At 50.2% G+C, this 19078-nt stretch carries 18 protein-coding genes; 8 read left to right on the top strand and 10 right to left on the bottom strand.

What is annotated here, in order from left to right; all coding sequences use genetic code 11:
• Positions 1–258: 258 nt before the first annotated feature.
• Positions 259–1197, bottom strand: coding sequence for a transcriptional regulator LrhA (lrhA, locus tag ACJHYO_RS13430; RefSeq protein ID WP_000622290.1), 939 nt, complete (start codon positions 1195–1197; stop codon positions 259–261).
• 919 nt (positions 1198–2116) lie between these two features.
• Between lrhA and alaA the strand changes: the two genes are divergently transcribed.
• Both alaA and yfbR read left to right on the top strand, forming a co-directional pair.
• Complete coding sequence (gene alaA / locus ACJHYO_RS13425; RefSeq protein WP_000074527.1) at positions 2117–3334, top strand: alanine transaminase AlaA; 1218 nt, start codon at positions 2117–2119, stop codon at positions 3332–3334.
• An 83-nt stretch (positions 3335–3417) separates the two neighbouring features.
• Positions 3418–4017, top strand: a complete 600-nt coding sequence (gene yfbR / locus ACJHYO_RS13420) for a 5'-deoxynucleotidase (RefSeq protein WP_000813854.1) — start codon at positions 3418–3420, stop codon at positions 4015–4017.
• 58 nt (positions 4018–4075) lie between these two features.
• Here the strand turns inward: yfbR and ACJHYO_RS13415 are convergent, their stop codons facing one another.
• From ACJHYO_RS13415 to yfbV, 4 genes are all read right to left on the bottom strand, one after another.
• Positions 4076–5908 carry an SLC13 family permease gene (locus tag ACJHYO_RS13415; RefSeq protein ID WP_001012895.1) on the bottom strand — a complete coding sequence of 611 codons (1833 nt, stop codon included), beginning with the start codon at positions 5906–5908 and terminating at the stop codon, positions 4076–4078.
• Between the two features lie 86 nt (positions 5909–5994).
• A complete protein-coding gene (gene hxpA, locus ACJHYO_RS13410; RefSeq protein WP_001203415.1) occupies positions 5995–6645 on the bottom strand; it encodes a hexitol phosphatase HxpA in 651 nt (216 codons plus the stop codon).
• Positions 6646–6655: 10 nt separating this feature from the next.
• Entirely contained in the window at positions 6656–7150 is a 495-nt protein-coding gene (locus ACJHYO_RS13405) for a YfbU family protein (protein ID WP_000426124.1), read from the bottom strand.
• 82 nt (positions 7151–7232) lie between these two features.
• A complete protein-coding gene (gene yfbV, locus ACJHYO_RS13400) occupies positions 7233–7688 on the bottom strand; it encodes a terminus macrodomain insulation protein YfbV (protein ID WP_000106620.1) in 456 nt (151 codons plus the stop codon).
• A 337-nt stretch (positions 7689–8025) separates the two neighbouring features.
• Here yfbV and ackA point away from each other — a divergent pair, with 337 nt between their 5' ends.
• The 3 genes from ackA to yfcC all read left to right on the top strand — a co-directional run bounded on the left by ackA (position 8026) and on the right by yfcC (position 13157).
• Complete coding sequence (gene ackA / locus ACJHYO_RS13395; protein ID WP_000095707.1) at positions 8026–9228, top strand: acetate kinase; 1203 nt, start codon at positions 8026–8028, stop codon at positions 9226–9228.
• A 74-nt stretch (positions 9229–9302) separates the two neighbouring features.
• The gene (gene pta, locus ACJHYO_RS13390; protein ID WP_000086709.1) at positions 9303–11447 is read left to right on the top strand and encodes a phosphate acetyltransferase; all 2145 of its coding nucleotides are present in this window, start codon (positions 9303–9305) and stop codon (positions 11445–11447) included.
• A 189-nt stretch (positions 11448–11636) separates the two neighbouring features.
• A complete protein-coding gene (gene yfcC / locus ACJHYO_RS13385; protein WP_044720746.1) occupies positions 11637–13157 on the top strand; it encodes a putative basic amino acid antiporter YfcC in 1521 nt (506 codons plus the stop codon).
• Positions 13158–13190: 33 nt separating this feature from the next.
• Here yfcC and yfcD read toward each other — a convergent pair whose 3' ends face one another.
• The 3 genes from yfcD to yfcF are packed head-to-tail and all read right to left on the bottom strand — an operon-like array spanning position 13191 to position 15042.
• A complete protein-coding gene (gene yfcD / locus ACJHYO_RS13380) occupies positions 13191–13733 on the bottom strand; it encodes an NUDIX hydrolase YfcD (protein ID WP_000437935.1) in 543 nt (180 codons plus the stop codon).
• 57 nt (positions 13734–13790) lie between these two features.
• The gene (yfcE, locus tag ACJHYO_RS13375) at positions 13791–14342 is read right to left on the bottom strand and encodes a phosphodiesterase (RefSeq protein ID WP_001314009.1); all 552 of its coding nucleotides are present in this window, start codon (positions 14340–14342) and stop codon (positions 13791–13793) included.
• Positions 14343–14397: 55 nt separating this feature from the next.
• Positions 14398–15042 carry a glutathione transferase gene (gene yfcF / locus ACJHYO_RS13370; protein ID WP_000042440.1) on the bottom strand — a complete coding sequence of 215 codons (645 nt, stop codon included), beginning with the start codon at positions 15040–15042 and terminating at the stop codon, positions 14398–14400.
• Between the two features lie 135 nt (positions 15043–15177).
• On the opposite strand from yfcF, the gene yfcG reads away from it, so the two are divergent.
• The 3 genes from yfcG to ACJHYO_RS13355 are packed head-to-tail and all read left to right on the top strand — an operon-like array spanning position 15178 to position 17158.
• Positions 15178–15825: a GSH-dependent disulfide bond oxidoreductase gene (gene yfcG, locus ACJHYO_RS13365; RefSeq protein ID WP_021541166.1), complete on the top strand. Its 648-nt coding sequence runs from the start codon at positions 15178–15180 to the stop codon at positions 15823–15825.
• Between the two features lie 56 nt (positions 15826–15881).
• Positions 15882–16244, top strand: coding sequence for a dihydroneopterin triphosphate 2'-epimerase (gene folX / locus ACJHYO_RS13360; RefSeq protein ID WP_000068457.1), 363 nt, complete (start codon positions 15882–15884; stop codon positions 16242–16244).
• 20 nt (positions 16245–16264) lie between these two features.
• Complete coding sequence (locus ACJHYO_RS13355) at positions 16265–17158, top strand: TIGR01777 family oxidoreductase (RefSeq protein WP_085455454.1); 894 nt, start codon at positions 16265–16267, stop codon at positions 17156–17158.
• Between the two features lie 47 nt (positions 17159–17205).
• Here ACJHYO_RS13355 and rpnB read toward each other — a convergent pair whose 3' ends face one another.
• Complete coding sequence (gene rpnB, locus ACJHYO_RS13350) at positions 17206–18108, bottom strand: recombination-promoting nuclease RpnB (RefSeq protein ID WP_085455455.1); 903 nt, start codon at positions 18106–18108, stop codon at positions 17206–17208.
• 195 nt (positions 18109–18303) lie between these two features.
• Positions 18304–19077, bottom strand: a complete 774-nt coding sequence (gene hisP / locus ACJHYO_RS13345; RefSeq protein WP_001293612.1) for a histidine ABC transporter ATP-binding protein HisP — start codon at positions 19075–19077, stop codon at positions 18304–18306.
• Position 19078 lies beyond the last annotated feature (1 nt).

Genomic DNA, 19078 nt, shown 5'->3' with positions numbered 1-19078 from the left:
ACACGCTTTTGTCATTCTATAACAAAAATGCAGCAACAAATTCACGTATTTTTTAACATTATTGTAGCAGGAGATTTTTTTCAGGTGATTATTTGTGCGTACGGGGCGTGTATCTCTGGTGATTGAAAAATGAACAGTTTTGTACGTTCTGCACGATACGAGGAAGGCTTTTTACTAAAAAAAAGCCGCTGGGGTTTAAAATAAACCCAGCGGTTCGTTTTTACACTATTGTCTCAGGAATTATCTATCGTCCGTCGATTACTCGATATCCCTTTCAATCAACAATGAGTCATCTCCTTCCGGAGCAGACATTGGGCTGTATTGCCACGGATTATGGTAGCTCTCCATCGCCTGATAGATCACCTGGGCCAGCTCATTATTACTGGACGGGTCATAACACAGCAAATATTCGGTATCAGGTAGCGGCGGTAAGCCATCTACTCCACTCAGCACACGCAGGTCCGGACTCATCATCTCGACCGGCCTTGCCGTCACGCCAAGACCGGCTTTCACTGCCGCACGAACGGCCGGAAGCGTCGATGCGACATAAGCCAGTCGCCAGGGAATATCTGCTTTATTAAGCGTCGCCAGCACCATATCGCGAAACGGACTTGGATCATCCAGCAACACAAGAGGGATCGGCTCACCTTTTTGCAATACGTATTCCGCTGCGCAGTACCAGTGTGTTGGCGAGGTACGCAGGTTCAATGCCTTAAAGGTAGAAGGACGATGGGTGGTTACCATCAAATCCACTTCCTGGGATTCCAGCATTTCTGCCATGTAGGCATTACGTTTAACGCGGACATCCAGCGCTAGTTTCGGATAAACCGAACTCACGCGATTTAACAGGAAAGGTAAGATCGTATCGGCAGATTCATCTGAAGCACCGATAGTTAACACGCCCTGAAGATTACTGAACATTAATGATGAGCAGGCCTCATCATTAAAACGCAGGATTTTCCTGGCGTAACCAAGAAGTTGAATGCCATGTTCAGTTAACAGTTTGTTGCGACCGTGACGAGCGAACAGTTCTTTCCCAACGAGTTGTTCCAGACGCTGCATTTGCTGACTTACGGCGGACTGAGTACGACACACAGCGGCAGCTGCGGCAGCAAAAGTGTTCAGATCGGCAACAGCAACAAATGTTCTCAGCAGATCGAGGTCGAGGTTAATTATCGGACGATTTGCACTTATCATATATTATCACTTACTGGCGGCTCATACTGAGCTGGTTAATGCTGTGCACACACAAACAAGCAATTCCATTTGTAATGTGCCTCCCTGGCAGTTTCATCCGGAACCCGGACGAAAGTAAAAATGCATATGAGTTGCACTAAAAAAGTGACTCACATTGTTCCGTTATAATGCCTGAAGTAGATCACAGAATATATCTTCAGGGATCGCATATCTATTAAGTTACTCACTCTTTTCTATTTATGACATGCGCGTGTTTGTATAAATGTAAATGTGAGTCCTTGTTCCACTCTCGTACAGCATCGCTGGTCATACGCGAACACGTACAAACAGCAATGGTGAGGCGGCATCAAGAGCAGGGATCCGTCATTTATGCAAGCATTTTACCCCAAAAACCTTTTATTTATAAGGGTCATTGCGAATTATCTGATGCAAAGTTATGTTATGTTAGGCAAAGTAATCTTCTATTATTAATAAGCACAACAAAACCTTTTTGAATATTAAATAATAATTAATTAGCATCATCCCCATTCATTAATTCCGCTTAACAATAGTTTCACGCCTTGCCCCCATTGTGACACCTCGGAAATCATCACGCTGTTAAACTCTCCGTAATGCGGAAATATCATCATCGCGATTCAGTAGTGAATTCTTAAACGAGGCATTTTCACACAATTATCTTACAGATAAAAAAACCACACTTACAATTAAGAATCAGAACAATTCACTACATAACATTACTTATTAAGCATATGCACCTCATTATTTTGCCATTATTAAGTTATTAACAGCACAATCGAGCCTTCCCCTCTGGCAAAATCTTATTCTGCAGACCTTCAAAACACCGTCCTGGGGGAGTACATTGTTCTAAGCTGACTTCCACGGCAGGGAGTGGCGATAACAGCAAAAAAGGTCAAGATTCATGTCCCCCATTGAAAAATCCAGCAAATTAGAGAATGTCTGTTATGACATCCGTGGTCCGGTGCTGAAAGAAGCAAAACGCCTGGAAGAAGAAGGTAACAAGGTACTGAAACTGAACATCGGCAACCCTGCCCCGTTCGGTTTTGACGCGCCAGATGAAATTCTCGTTGACGTGATACGCAACCTGCCTACCGCTCAAGGGTATTGCGATTCCAAAGGTCTTTACTCCGCGCGTAAAGCCATCATGCAGCACTACCAGGCTCGTGGCATGCGTGATGTTACCGTGGAAGATATTTACATCGGCAATGGTGTATCGGAGCTTATCGTTCAGGCAATGCAGGCATTGCTGAACAGCGGGGACGAAATGTTGGTTCCTGCACCTGATTACCCACTATGGACCGCAGCGGTTTCGCTCTCCAGCGGTAAAGCGGTGCATTATCTTTGCGATGAATCCTCTGACTGGTTCCCAGACCTCGATGATATTCGCGCTAAAATTACGCCTCGTACGCGTGGGATCGTTATTATCAACCCAAATAACCCAACCGGCGCGGTATATTCCAAAGAGCTTTTAATGGAGATTGTGGAGATTGCACGTCAGCATAATCTCATTATCTTCGCCGATGAAATTTATGACAAAATTCTCTACGACGACGCTGAGCATCACTCCATTGCGCCGCTGGCACCTGACCTGCTGACCATTACCTTTAACGGACTGTCGAAAACGTACCGCGTTGCAGGCTTCCGTCAGGGGTGGATGGTGTTGAACGGGCCGAAAAAACACGCCAAAGGTTACATCGAAGGTCTGGAAATGCTGGCTTCAATGCGCCTGTGTGCTAACGTTCCTGCGCAACACGCCATTCAGACCGCACTGGGTGGTTATCAGAGCATCAGTGAATTTATTACCCCTGGCGGTCGTCTTTATGAGCAGCGTAACCGCGCGTGGGAATTGATCAATGATATTCCGGGCGTTTCCTGCGTGAAACCTCGTGGTGCGCTGTATATGTTCCCGAAAATCGACGCCAAACGCTTTAACATTCACGACGATCAGAAAATGGTGCTGGATTTCCTGTTGCAGGAAAAAGTCCTGTTGGTGCAAGGGACGGCATTCAACTGGCCGTGGCCGGATCACTTCCGCATTGTCACGCTACCGCGTGTCGATGATATCGAGCTGTCTTTGAGCAAGTTCGCGCGTTTCCTTTCTGGTTATCATCAGCTGTAATCTTAATTTCACTGCCGGAGATTGCATCCGGCAGTGTTATCCCGCCACAATGACCTGATGATGTCATCATACGTAAGGTCACTATGAAACAGAGCCATTTTTTTGCCCATCTCTCCCGCCTGAAACTCATTAACCGCTGGCCGCTAATGCGCAACGTGCGGACGGAAAATGTGTCCGAACACAGTTTGCAGGTAGCGATGGTCGCCCATGCGCTGGCAGCTATCAAAAATCGTAAATTTGGCGGTAATGTCAACGCCGAACGTATCGCTTTACTGGCGATGTACCACGATGCTTCAGAAGTGCTCACCGGAGATCTCCCTACTCCGGTGAAATACTTCAATTCGCAAATCGCTCAGGAATACAAGGCTATTGAAAAAATCGCTCAGCAAAAACTGGTCGATATGGTTCCGGAAGAGCTGCAGGATATCTTTGCGCCGTTAATTGACGAGCATGCATATAGCGATGAAGAAAAATCGCTGGTGAAACAGGCAGATGCACTGTGTGCATATCTGAAATGCCTGGAAGAACTTGCGGCCGGAAATAATGAATTCTTGCTGGCAAAAACGCGACTGGAAGCGACGCTTGAAGCGCGCCGCAGCCAGGAGATGGACTACTTCATGGAAGTATTTGTTCCCAGCTTCCATCTTTCGCTCGATGAGATTAGCCAGGATTCACCGCTGTAAGCAGCCGGAGTCTGCGTCGCATCAGGCAATAAGCACCGGATGCGACATCAGGCTCTTGTCAAAACGGAAACAGCATCGGGATCATCACCACACAAACCGCCATCACGATAATGGTGAACGGTACCCCCAACTTAACAAAGTCACTGAAGCTGTAATTCCCCGGACCTAAAACCAGTGTGTTAACAGGTGAAGATATCGGTGTCATAAAGGCGGCGGATGCTGCCATCGCCACGACCATCGCAAATGGATAAGGCGACACCCCCATCGTTTTGGCAGCAGCCAGCGCAATCGGAGCCATCAACACCGCCGTCGCGGTATTAGAAATAAATAGCCCAATAACCGCCGACAAGACAAACAAACAACCCAGCATCATATGTGGCCCGTAACCGCCGCCAATGTCCATCAGCCCTTTCACCGCCAGCGCGACACCTCCCGTTTTCTGTAATGCCACAGCAAATGGCATCATCCCAACGATCAAAATAATGCTCGGCCAGTGAATGGATTTATAGGCGCTTTCAGCATCTATACAGCGGAATTTCCCCATCAGCAGGCAGGCGATAATAGCGGCAACAGGATTAGGAATTTCATCGGTCAGCATTAACGCCACCATTAGCACCAGACAGAAAATCGCATGGGGTGCCTGGCTGTGCGCGGGCGATGCTTCACTCACCTCTTCCGGTAAGTTCAGCGCTACGAAGTCGCGGCCCTGTTTGGCCAGCATACCGATCAGTTTCCAGTTACCCACAACCAGGATGATATCGCCCAGCAGCAGAGGCTCATCCGCCAGCGAACCTTCCAGCGCCACGCCATTGCGCTTTAGCCCCACTACATTCAATCCGTAGCGGGTACGAAAACCAATTTCGCGCACCGATTTACCAATAAGTTCTGACTCAGGAATTAATGAAATCTCTGCCATGCCCACATCAAGGGCCTGGTCAGAAAAATACTCGCCGCGCAGTACCATCGGCTCCAGCAATTGCTCACTACAAAATTGCCGGAGATCGACATCAGCCGCAGACATATCAATAAGCAAAACGTCACGCGCGCGAAATTCAGAAACCCCATTAACGTTCACGATAACGCGACGAAAACGCCGCCAGCGTTCAACACCGATGACGTTAGCACCATAACGTTCACGTAATTTGAGATCGTCCAGCCGTTGACCAATCATTGGCGATCCGGGGCGAATAGCCAGACGTCGCGCACGCCCGGTCAGTCGATATTCACGGATAAGATCGCGAAAGGTTCGGCGCGTCCAGCCTTCGCGCTGCGGGGTCTGGGTATCCCCTTTCAGCATGAAACGCATCACTAACATATACAAAATACCCAGCACCAGCACGACCAGGCCAATAGGTGTTACGCTAAAGAAACTAAAACCATGATAGCCTTCACGCAGCAATTCACTGTTGACTACCAGGTTCGGCGGCGTCGCCACCAGCGTCATCATGCCGCTTATCAGCCCGGCAAAACTTAACGGCATCATCAGGCGCGACGGCGACGTTTGCATACGCATGGCAACGCTTAACACCACGGGAATAAAGATAGCGACAACGCCGGTTGAACTCATAAACGCGCCAAGCCCCGCGACGGTCAGCATCAACAAAACCAACATTTTGATTTCACTGTTGCCCGCCACTTTGACCAGCCATGTCCCCATTACAGTGGCAACACCGGTACGGACCAAACCATCGCCAATAATAAACAAGGCGGCAATCAGGACAACGTTAGGATCGGAAAAGCCGGAAAATACTTCGGGGACCGTCAGCGTTCCGCTTAATGCAAACGCGACAATAACAAACAAAGCGACCGCATCCATACGCACTCTGCCCGTCGCAAACAAGACGATGGCAACGGCCAGTAATGAAAGAACCCAAATCAATTCACCGTTCACAACTTATCCTTGTTAATTGAGGGGGATAACTTGATTCTGCCATAAAAAAGCCCCGACGAGACGGGGCTAAATCATGATCAGGTGTTTCACTGAATAATAACATCGCCATTTGGCTGTTTGGTCACAGTAATTTGCTCCAGACTGTGGAGGACTAAATCGACTTCATTCAGGCGCGGGGTATCTGCCGGGGCATTAACCGCAATAACATGGCAACCCGCCGCCAGACCTGAAAGCACGCCAGCGGGAGCATCTTCCACCACAACACACTCCTGCGGCGCAAGCCCCAGCAGCTGCGCGCCTAACAGATACGCATCAGGTTCTGGTTTTCCGCGCTTCACCCGCTCAGCGGTTACAAACACCTCTGGCGCGGGAAGCCCCGCTATTTTATGACGCGCTCGCGCTACCGGCATGGAGCCAGAAGTCACAATAGCCCACGGAATACCTGCTTTATTCAAATGATTGAGTAAGGCGATTGCCCCCGGAAGCGCGGTAATACCTTCGGTTTCCGTGGCCTCGATGTGCTCCAGACGCGTAAACTCGGCGGCAATGTCTGCCTCGGATTTGCCCGCCATAAAATGGCGCAGAGAGGTGATCGCCTGTTTACCGTGAATGAAAGCCAGCACCTCTTCCGGCGATAACCCATGACGTCTGGCCCAGTTGCTCCACGCCCGTTCTACCGCAGGCAGGGAATCCACCAGCGTTCCATCAAGATCAAACAGAAAACCTTTGCACCGCACGCGGGCCTCCTCAGGCGTTAATAATTTGATTAATTTCGTTGGCGCTCAAATGGTACTGACGCGGGCAGGCATGCCACACATTAAGCATGCGCTGATATTTTTCCCACATTGGCGTTTGGGCGTTAAAACCGTGAGTTCCAGCGTCAAAATGGGTATAGCGCCCTTCCACATTAACCATAAAGCGGACATAACCGAGGTAACGTGCTTCAGTGGCGGCGTCAAAGCCGAGGAAGGTGACACGACGTTCATCGATGGATTGCTGGTCCTGCAAATTAGACCAGGAAACATGCAACGCATGATACATCTCCATAATGTCGATGATAGTGCGGCAGGTTTCTTCTTTCAGCTCGCCAAACTCGCGATCCAGTTCACGCATCTGTAATCCATAACCACGCTCAATGATTGTTTGCAGGCGACGGTAACGTTCAGCATTTGCCGGATCGAGCATAGTCATCATCTTGTACTGGTTAGACAAAATAAGACGTTGCGCGTTGGTCATTTCCATTATTGACTCCTGTATCACTCTACTACGGTGAAAAAAAAGAAGGCTGAGTATGCCTTCTTTTATATGCGTAATCAGGGGTCAATTACAAATCATCAAGGAAAGTTTTATCCAGTTGTTTGAAGGCACGCTTAAGCGTGTCAGCTAATGCCTGGTAATCAGGCTTGCCTTCAACGGGTGCCAACACCTGTCCAGACTCCTGCAATTTACCGCGAACGTCATAAAACCAGTTGAGGATTGCAGGAGGTAATGGCGTTACAGAACGCTTGCCCAGCCACCACAATCCCTGCATGGGTAAACTTAAGGCGAACAGCGCAGTGGCAACTGCCGGCCCAAGCTGACCGCCCAGGGCAATCTGCCAGCAGAGAGTAAATACGGCGATCGGCGGCATAAAACGGATCGCATAACACGTCATCTTGATAACGCGATTTTCGACAAAGACTGGGGCAAGGCGTTTTTCCAGCGGCCACGTCTTTGAGTAATGCTGTCCCCGGCGAAACAAGCTAAAAAAATTAACAGAACGATTATCCGGCGTTGACATGCTTCACCTCAACTTCACATATAAAGATTCAAAAATTTGTGCAAATTCACAACTCAGCGGGACAACGTTCAAAACATTTTGTCTTCCATACCCACTATCAGGTATCCTTTAGCAGCCTGAAGGCCTAAGTAGTACATATTCATTGAGTCGTCAAATTCATATACATTATGCCATTGGCTGAAAATTACGCAAAATGGCATAGACTCAAGATATTTCTTCCATCATGCAAAAAAAATTTGCAGTGCATGATGTTAATCATAAATGTCGGTGTCATCATGCGCTACGCTCTATGGCTCCCTGACGTTTTTTTAGCCACGTATCAATTATAGGTACTTCCATGTCGAGTAAGTTAGTACTGGTTCTGAACTGCGGTAGTTCTTCACTGAAATTTGCCATCATCGATGCAGTAAATGGTGAAGAGTACCTTTCTGGTTTAGCCGAATGTTTCCACCTGCCCGAAGCACGTATCAAATGGAAAATGGACGGCAATAAACAGGAAGCGGCTTTAGGTGCAGGCGCCGCTCACAGCGAAGCGCTCAACTTTATCGTTAATACTATTCTGGCACAAAAACCAGAACTGTCTGCGCAGCTGACTGCTATCGGTCACCGTATCGTACACGGCGGCGAAAAGTATACCAGCTCCGTAGTGATCGATGAGTCTGTTATTCAGGGTATCAAAGATGCAGCTTCTTTTGCACCGCTGCACAACCCGGCTCACCTGATCGGTATCGAAGAAGCTCTGAAATCTTTCCCACAGCTGAAAGACAAAAACGTTGCTGTATTTGACACCGCGTTCCACCAGACTATGCCGGAAGAGTCTTACCTCTACGCCCTGCCGTACAACCTGTACAAAGAGCACGGCATCCGTCGTTACGGCGCGCACGGCACCAGCCACTTCTATGTAACCCAGGAAGCGGCAAAAATGCTGAACAAACCGGTAGAAGAACTGAACATCATCACCTGCCACCTGGGCAACGGTGGTTCCGTTTCTGCTATCCGCAACGGTAAATGCGTTGACACCTCTATGGGCCTGACCCCGCTGGAAGGTCTGGTCATGGGTACCCGTTCTGGTGATATCGATCCGGCGATCATCTTCCACCTGCACGACACCCTGGGCATGAGCGTTGACGCAATCAACAAACTGCTAACCAAAGAGTCTGGCCTGCTGGGTCTGACCGAAGTGACCAGCGACTGCCGCTATGTTGAAGACAACTACGCGACGAAAGAAGACGCGAAGCGCGCAATGGACGTTTACTGCCACCGCCTGGCCAAATACATCGGTGCCTACACTGCGCTGATGGATGGTCGTCTGGACGCTGTTGTATTCACCGGTGGTATCGGTGAAAATGCCGCGATGGTTCGTGAACTGTCTCTGGGCAAACTGGGCGTGCTGGGCTTTGAAGTTGATCATGAACGCAACCTGGCTGCACGTTTCGGCAAATCTGGTTTCATCAACAAAGAAGGTACCCGTCCTGCGGTGGTTATCCCAACCAACGAAGAACTGGTTATCGCGCAAGACGCGAGCCGCCTGACTGCCTGATTTCACACCGCCAGCTCAGCTGGCGGTGCTGTTTTGTAACCCGCCAAATCGGCGGTAACGAAAGAGGATAAACCGTGTCCCGTATTATTATGCTGATCCCTACCGGAACCAGCGTCGGTCTGACCAGCGTCAGCCTTGGCGTGATCCGTGCAATGGAACGCAAAGGCGTTCGTCTGAGCGTTTTCAAACCTATCGCTCAGCCGCGTACCGGTGGCGATGCGCCCGATCAGACTACGACTATCGTGCGTGCGAACTCTTCCACCACGACGGCCGCTGAACCGCTGAAAATGAGCTACGTTGAAGGTCTGCTTTCCAGCAATCAGAAAGATGTGCTGATGGAAGAGATCATCGCGAACTACCACGCTAACACCAAAGACGCTGAAGTCGTTCTGGTGGAAGGTCTGGTCCCGACACGTAAACACCAGTTTGCCCAGTCTCTGAACTACGAAATCGCTAAAACGCTGAATGCGGAAATCGTCTTCGTTATGTCTCAGGGCACTGACACCCCGGAACAGCTGAAAGAGCGTATCGAACTGACCCGCAACAGCTTCGGCGGTGCAAAAAACACCAATATTACCGGCGTTATCGTTAACAAACTGAACGCTCCGGTTGATGAACAGGGTCGTACTCGCCCGGATCTGTCCGAGATTTTTGACGACTCCACCAAAGCAAAAGTGAACAACGTTGATCCGGCGAAGCTGCAAGAATCCAGCCCTCTGCCGGTTCTCGGCGCTGTGCCGTGGAGCTTTGACCTGATCGCGACTCGTGCGATCGATATGGCTCGCCACCTGAATGCGACCATCATCAACGAAGGCGACATCAATACTCGCCGCGTTAAATCCGTCACTTTCTGCGCACGCAGCATTCCGCACATGCTGGAGCACTTCCGTGCCGGTTCTCTGCTGGTGACTTCCGCAGACCGCCCTGACGTGCTGGTTGCCGCTTGCCTGGCTGCCATGAACGGCGTAGAAATCGGTGCCCTGCTGCTGACTGGCGGCTACGAAATGGACGCGCGCATTTCTAAACTGTGCGAACGTGCTTTCGCTACCGGCCTGCCGGTATTTATGGTGAACACCAACACCTGGCAGACTTCTCTGAGCCTGCAGAGCTTCAACCTGGAAGTTCCGGTTGACGATCACGAGCGTATCGAGAAAGTTCAGGAATACGTGGCTAACTACATCAACGCTGACTGGATCGATTCTCTGACTGCCACTTCTGAGCGCAGCCGTCGTCTGTCTCCGCCAGCGTTCCGTTATCAGCTGACTGAACTTGCGCGCAAAGCGGGCAAACGTATCGTTCTGCCGGAAGGTGACGAACCGCGTACCGTTAAAGCAGCCGCTATCTGTGCTGAACGTGGTATCGCAACTTGCGTACTGCTGGGTAATCCGGCAGAGATCAACCGTGTTGCAGCCTCTCAGGGTGTAGAACTGGGTGCAGGCATTGAAATCGTTGATCCAGAAGTGGTTCGCGAAAACTATGTTGGTCGTCTGGTCGAACTGCGTAAGAACAAAGGCATGACCGAAACCGTTGCCCGCGAACAGCTGGAAGACAACGTGGTTCTCGGTACGCTGATGCTGGAACAAGATGAAGTTGATGGTCTGGTTTCCGGTGCTGTTCACACCACCGCAAACACCATCCGTCCGCCGCTGCAGCTGATCAAAACTGCACCGGGCAGCTCCTTGGTATCTTCCGTGTTCTTCATGCTGTTGCCGGAACAGGTTTACGTTTACGGTGACTGTGCGATCAACCCGGATCCGACCGCAGAACAGCTGGCAGAAATCGCGATTCAGTCCGCTGATTCCGCTGCGGCCTTCGGTATCGAACCGCGCGTTGCTATGCTCTCCTACTCCACCGGTACTTCTGGTGCTGGTAGCGACGTAGAAAAAGTTCGCGAAGCAACTCGTCTGGCGCAGGAAAAACGTCCTGATCTGATGATCGACGGTCCGCTGCAGTACGACGCTGCGGTAATGGCTGACGTTGCGAAATCCAAAGCACCGAACTCTCCGGTTGCAGGTCGCGCTACCGTGTTCATCTTCCCGGATCTGAACACCGGTAACACCACCTACAAAGCGGTACAGCGTTCTGCTGACCTGATCTCTATCGGACCGATGCTGCAGGGTATGCGCAAGCCGGTTAACGACCTGTCCCGTGGCGCACTGGTTGATGATATCGTCTACACCATCGCGCTGACTGCGATTCAGTCTGCACAGCAGCAGTAATCTCGTCATCATCCGCAGCTTTGCGCTGCGGATATCTGAACCGGAAATAGTCACTATTTCCGGTTTTTTATTCTCTTAATTTGCATTAATCCTTTCTGATTATCTTGCTTAACTGCGCTGCATCAATGAATTGCGCCATCTCACTTTGCATACTTACCACTTTGTTTTGTGCAAGGGAATATTTGCGCTATGTCCGCAATCACTGAATCTAAACCAACAAGAAGATGGGCAATGCCCGATACGTTGGTGATTATCTTTTTTGTTGCCATTTTAACCAGCCTTGCCACCTGGGTAGTTCCGGTGGGCATGTTTGACAGTCAGGAAGTGCAGTATCAGGTTGATGGTCAAACAAAAACACGCAAAGTCGTAGATCCACACTCATTTCGCATTCTGACTAACGAAGCAGGCGAACCTGAGTATCACCGCGTACAGCTGTTCACGACGGGCGATGAACGCCCGGGTCTGATGAACTTCCCGTTTGAAGGGTTAACCTCAGGATCGAAATACGGGACAGCCGTTGGCATCATCATGTTTATGCTGGTGATTGGCGGCGCGTTTGGCATTGTGATGCGTACAGGAACCATTGATAACGGTATCCTGGCGCTTATTCGCCATACCCGCGGAAATGAAATTCTCTTTATTCCTGCGCTGTTTATTCTGTTTTCACTTGGCGGCGCAATATTTGGTATGGGAGAAGAGGCCGTCGCCTTTGCCATTATCATCGCACCGCTAATGGTCCGGCTGGGCTATGACAGTATTACCACCGTCCTTGTGACCTATATTGCCACGCAAATCGGTTTTGCCAGTTCGTGGATGAACCCGTTTTGTGTGGTTGTTGCTCAGGGTATTGCCGGCGTTCCGGTGCTTTCTGGCTCCGGGTTGCGCATCGTGGTGTGGGTTATCGCCACTCTGATTGGCCTGATCTTTACCATGGTGTACGCCTCACGAGTGAAAAAGAATCCTCTTCTGTCACGCGTGCATGAGTCCGACCGCTTCTTTCGTGAAAAGCAGGCTGATGTTGAACAACGTCCGTTTACCTTTGGTGACTGGCTGGTATTGATTGTCCTGACCGCCGTAATGGTCTGGGTTATTTGGGGCGTGATCGTTAATGCCTGGTTTATTCCTGAAATTGCCAGCCAGTTCTTCACCATGGGTCTGGTGATTGGCATCATCGGCGTTGTTTTCCGCCTTAACGGCATGACGGTTAATACCATGGCTTCATCCTTTACCGAAGGGGCGCGAATGATGATCGCCCCTGCCCTGCTGGTGGGTTTCGCCAAAGGGATTTTGCTGCTGGTCGGTAATGGTGAAGCGGGTGATGCCAGCGTGTTAAATACCATCCTCAACAGCATTGCCAATGCCATTAGCGGTCTGGATAACGCAGTCGCGGCCTGGTTTATGTTGCTCTTCCAGGCGGTATTTAATTTCTTCGTGACGTCCGGTTCTGGTCAGGCGGCGTTAACCATGCCGTTACTGGCACCGCTTGGCGATCTGGTCAGTGTTAACCGTCAGGTTACCGTGCTGGCTTTCCAGTTTGGCGATGGCTTCAGCCACATCATTTACCCAACCTCAGCTTCGTTAATGGCAACGCTCGGTGTTTGCCGGGTGGACTTCCGTAACTGGCTGAAGGTGGGTGCGACCCTGCTTGGACTGCTGTTTATTATGTCCAGCGTCGTGGTGATCGGCGCTCAGTTGATGGGCTACCACTAAAAATGTTAAGAGCCGCAATTGCGGCTCTTTTTTTCATTCTGCCGTTTCAGTCTCTACGGCTTCATTTTTGGCATTGCGCTTCATCCACAACGCCAGCGCTTTCAGCGAGTCTGGAGTGAACTCATCGCAGCGTGCGGTGATTTCTTCCGGCGTCAGCCAGCAAACTTCACTGACTTCATCTTCCTGTAGAGCGAAGGGACCGTGAGAGACGCAGCTGAACAACGCGCCCCAGACACGGCAATTTTTATCTTCGAAATAGAACTGCCCGTGCTCGGCAAAGGGGACACCGGCAATGCCCAACTCTTCTTCCGCTTCGCGACGCGCGGATTCCAGCAGCTGCTCATCGGCCTGGACTACACCGCCTGCGGTCGCATCTAACATGCCGGGTAAAAAGTCTTTTGTCTCGGTACGACGCTGGACCAGAATTTTGCCCATGCCATCATGCACGACGATATAAGTTGCACGATGACGCAGACACTGTGCCCGCATTTGTTCCCGGCTGGCTTGTGCAATGACTTCGTTCTCTTCATTGACAATATCCACCCATTCAGTACTTGCCAAACGACGCTGTTCCATTATCAGGAAACCTTCTTTTTCTGGCGCTCTTACGGCGCATTTTGAGTTGTGGGTAAATTACGGATTAATCGCGACCTGCGCAATGATACTTTGATCATTGAGTGCGATTACACTAAGTACGTCATTATCCAGCATGCCATAACTCGCCGGATTACCGCCTTTCGGAATACTCACCGAGCCGGGGTTGAAGTGGAAAATCTCCCCCCGCTGTTCTGCCACTGGCAGATGGGTATGACCGTACACCAGCACATCGTTCTGGTTTAAAGCAGGTAGATTTTCCGGGCCAAAAAGATGACCATGCGTCAAAAACAGACGTTGTTTTTCCAGTAATACCTGTTGCCACGGCGCGGTTATCGGGAAATGCAGCAGCATTTGATCCACTTCGCTGTCGCAGTTGCCGCGCACAGCGATAACCTTATGTGCCACTTCATTAAGCCGTTCAGCGACTTTGGCTGGCGCGTAACCCTCCGGTAAAGCATTACGCGGGCCATGATTCAACACGTCGCCAAGGATCACCAGCCACTGGGCACCGCTTTGGACAAACAACTCCAGAACACGTTCCGTCGCCGGTAACGACCCATGAATGTCCGATGCAAACATCAGTTTCATCACTCACTCCTCGTCGAAAAAACGTAAGCTATGATACTGGATTCTGTCGTTGCTATCAGCCAGATTGCTTCGCCGAAAGTGCAATAAAACGCTGGACAGACGCTCGCTGCCACTGGAATGTCGCATAATCCACCAGGCGTTCCGGCACCTCATCGCCATGTAGTACCAGGCGGTTAATCATTAGCGCCAGATCAGTATCAGCAATGCACCATTCACCAAATAAATTCGGCTGACCCAGTGCTAACAAATGTTCTGCCATCGCGAACAGTTTCTCTGCACTGGCTTTTCCCTCGGCCGTTAGTGGCGCTTTTTTCGCCCCCGCAAAGACAACATCCGTCGGGCGTTCTTCGCGAATGGGCATCAGATCGCTGCGCAGCCAGGCCTGAATCTGTCGTGCTCGCGCACGATTTTCTAAATCAAGCGGATAAATACGTTCCCAGGTCGGTGGCGCAAATCGATCTTCCAGATACTCCGCAATGGCAGAAGATTCACTCAACTCAAAATCATCGATTTGTAATAACGGCACACGGCGTGTCTGACCGTAACCTTGCCACGTCGGCTGCAAATGTTCACCGCTGTCGAGGTCGATGGTCTTGATATGAAACGACAGGCCTTTCTCCTGCAACGCCACCCAGGCGGATAACACATAAGGGGAGAAAAAATGGGCATCTGACCAAAGCGTGATAGCGGGTTTACTCATTATGTCCTCGGCAATAAAGGGGGCTTGCTATCAAACTATAGAGCCTTTTTGTCACTGTCACGTGACGAATACTCACGCAAGTCGCCGCGCTTTCTATACTTGTGGTGTTCAGATGATTAGACAACCGGAGCTGCAATGATCGATCTCTATTTCGCCCCGACACCCAATGGTCACAAAATTACGCTGTTTCTCGAAGAAGCAGGGCTGGATTATCGCTTGATAAAGGTAGACCTGGGGAAAGGAGGTCAGTTTCGCCCGGAATTTTTGCGCATTTTGCCTAACAACAAAATTCCGGCAATTGTTGATCATTCTCCAGCCGATGGCGGCGAACCGCTAAGCCTCTTTGAGTCTGGTGCCATTTTGTTGTATCTGGCTGAGAAAACGGGACTCTTTTTGAGTCATGAAACGCGTGAACGCGCCGTCACATTACAGTGGTTATTCTGGCAGGTAGGCGGACTGGGGCCGATGCTTGGGCAAAATCATCATTTTAATCACGCAGCCCCCCAAACCATTCCTTACGCTATTGAACGTTATCAGGTTGAAACTCAGCGTCTGTACCATGTACTGAACAAGCGGCTGGAAAATTCGCCCTGGCTGGGAGGCGGGAACTACAGCATTGCGGATATTGCCTGCTGGCCGTGGGTTAATGCCTGGACTCGCCAGCGAATTGACCTCGCAATGTATCCGGCAGTCAAGAACTGGCATGAGCGGATCCGTTCGCGCCCTGCCACCGGGCAGGCACTGCTAAAAGCACAACACGGTGATGAGCGCTCGGATAGTTAACAGAAACAGGTTCTCGTGTATTATTTCATTCTAAGTAAAACAACGGAGAACCTGCAATGGCACAACCTGCCGCTATTATTCGTATAAAGAACCTTCGTTTACGTACGTTTATCGGAATTAAGGAAGAAGAAATTAACAACCGTCAGGATATTGTTATCAATGTGACGATCCACTACCCCGCCGATAAAGCGCGCACTAGCGAAGATATCAACGATGCGCTGAATTATCGCACCGTAACGAAAAACATTATTCAGCATGTAGAGAATAACCGTTTCTCTTTGCTGGAAAAATTAACTCAGGATGTGCTCGATATCGCACGTGAACATCACTGGGTGACGTATGCTGAAGTGGAGATCGATAAACTGCACGCGCTGCGCTACGCCGATTCGGTATCCATGACCTTAAGCTGGCAGCGTTAACCGCCATATCGGGAGGCTGCATGAACATAGTGATCACCGGAGGGACGGGATTAATTGGTCGCCATTTGATTCCACGTTTGCTGGACCTGGGCCATCAAATCACGGTAGTGACGCGTAACCCGCAGAAAGCCAGTTCCGTTCTCGGCCCTCGGGTGACACTATGGCAAGGGCTTGCCGAACAAAGCAACCTCAACGGCGTTGATGCGGTAATCAACCTGGCCGGAGAACCGATTGCTGATAAACGCTGGACTCACGAGCAAAAAGAGCGTCTCTGCCAAAGCCGCTGGAATATCACGCAAAAACTGGTCGATTTGATTAATGCCAGCGACACGCCACCGTCGGTACTCATTTCCGGCTCGGCAACGGGCTATTATGGCGACTTAGGTGAAGTGGTGGTTACCGAAGAGGAACCGCCGCATAACGAATTTACCCATAAACTCTGCGCCCGCTGGGAAGAGATTGCCTGTCGGGCGCAAAGTGACAAAACGCGAGTGTGCCTGCTGCGTACCGGCGTAGTGCTGGCACCAGACGGTGGTATCCTCGGTAAAATGCTGCCGCCATTTCGTTTTGGCCTGGGCGGGCCGATTGGCTCTGGTCGGCAGTATCTGGCCTGGATTCATATTGATGATATGGTCAACGGTATTCTCTGGCTGCTGGATAACGAGCTGCGCGGGCCATTTAATATGGTTTCGCCCTACCCGGTACGCAATGAACAATTTGCCCATGCGCTCGGTCATGCGCTGCATCGCCCGGCTATTTTGCGCGTCCCTGCAACCGCCATTCGGCTGTTAATGGGCGAATCTTCAGTACTGGTATTAGGCGGTCAACGCGCCTTGCCTAAACGGCTGGAAGAAGCGGGTTTTGCGTTTCGCTGGTACGATTTAGAAGAGGCGCTGGCGGATGTTGTTCGCTGATGTGGTCTACTGCAAACATCCGCCAGTTAATTCCCGGTGTTACAGGATTAGTGGTTTTGCGCGATAAGATCGTCTGGCGAAAGTCGGGTCACCATCAGAACTAACTCTCGGTCTAAACCTCTCTCCAGCATCTCCTGAGCAATACGCAGGGCTTCTTCGCGTTTGCCCAGAATTAATCCATCATTCAGCCCTTCTTCACGTAATCTGTCAGCAATAGTCATCAGTTTCTCCTTTTCTTGTGGTGCGCGTTCCGCTATCTCACCAATAAATGCACGGAAACGCTGGGCATCTCCCGTTTGTAATACATAATTAAACAGGGCTTTTAGCTGCCTGTCATTAGTGTTTCCTGTAACTAGCAGCGAAACAATTTGGTCGACTAATCCCAACAGATCGCGCTGACGAATATGTTTCTGAATTAACTCCAACAGCGCCATTTTGCGATGTTGCATAATCTCGTCATCCGGCACCACGGTAATATCCACAAGCGGAAAAGCCGATGAATAAATTTTACGGGCTATAGCAGGCTCGGCAAATTCATCAAGCCAGCAAAGTGAATAAGGATAAGGACTTCTGCAACCATGATAAAACAGCATCGGGATCACCAATGGAAGCTCTTTATAGCCTGCATCAAGATGGTTTTGCATCGCCGCAATGGAATAGCGCATCATGCGAAAAGCCATTAATTCTTCCGGCTTACTTTGGTGCTCTATCACTACATAAATATAACCCGCTCCCTCCTGCGTTTTCACAGACCACAAGAGGTCGGAATAATATTGCCGCAGGTCTTCATCAATAAAACTGTTTGGTTCCAGTTTAAGCGTTGTTAAATCACACAGTTTGCGCAGCGGCGCGGGAAGATGAATATCAATAAAATCCCGCGCGGTGTCTGGATGGCGTAAAAAAGATTTAAATACCGCATCATGCGGCGTGGAAGTTGTCGATATTGTCATGGCGTTCCGTCACCCCTCAAATTTAAGATGACGCGACAATAACCACGATTTACACCCAATGCAGCAGGCAGTTTTTATCTTTGGACAGCGAATTCAGAACTATTTTTAGCGGACTGCAACTTTTACATTTCAGCGGAAGCGGACTCGCAAATTCCCCATGAAATACTCCGGCAGCGTTAACCACCGGAGAGGAAATTATTTCAGCGAACCTTTAAGGAACTGTTGCAGACGAGGGCTTTGCGGGTTACCGAATAACTGCTCCGGCGCCCCTTCTTCTTCTATTTTCCCCTGATGGAGGAAAATGACGTGAGTAGAAACATGACGAGCAAAGCCCATTTCGTGAGTCACTACCACCATGGTTTTCCCCTCTTCTGCCAGTTGCTGCATAATACGCAACACTTCGCCTACCAGTTCAGGATCGAGCGCTGAAGTAGGTTCATCAAACAGTAAAACTTCCGGTTCCATCGCTAGCGCCCGCGCGATAGAAACACGCTGTTGCTGACCACCGGACAGGTGTACCGGGTATTTCCCCTGCGCACGTTCGTCTATCCCGACTTTTGCCAGATATTTCACCGCCCGCTCGCGCGCTTCCTGCTTGCTCAGGCCCAACACCTGAATCGGCGCTTCCATGACGTTTTCCAGCACCGTCATATGGCTCCAGAGATTGAAGTGCTGGAATACCATCGTCAGGCGTGTGCGCAATAAGCGCAGCTGATTTTTATCGGCGACTTTGAGTTGACCGTCTTTATCGCGCACCAGATTGATCGTCTGGCCATTGACCACGATCGATCCTTCGCTCGGTTTTTCGAGGAAGTTAATGCAGCGCAGAAAGGTACTTTTACCCGATCCCGACGATCCGATGATGCTTATGACATCTCCGGCATTCGCTTGCAATGAGACCCCTTTCAGCACTTCGTGTTCGCCGTAGCGTTTGTGCAAATCGATAACGTTTAATTTATTCTCGGACATC

This window comes from Escherichia sp. WS1118, from assembly GCF_046487695.1.
GTDB lineage: Bacteria > Pseudomonadota > Gammaproteobacteria > Enterobacterales > Enterobacteriaceae > Escherichia > Escherichia coli.
The sequence above is the reverse complement of the archived record's forward strand: the minus strand, read 5'-3'. Positions and strand labels throughout refer to the sequence as shown.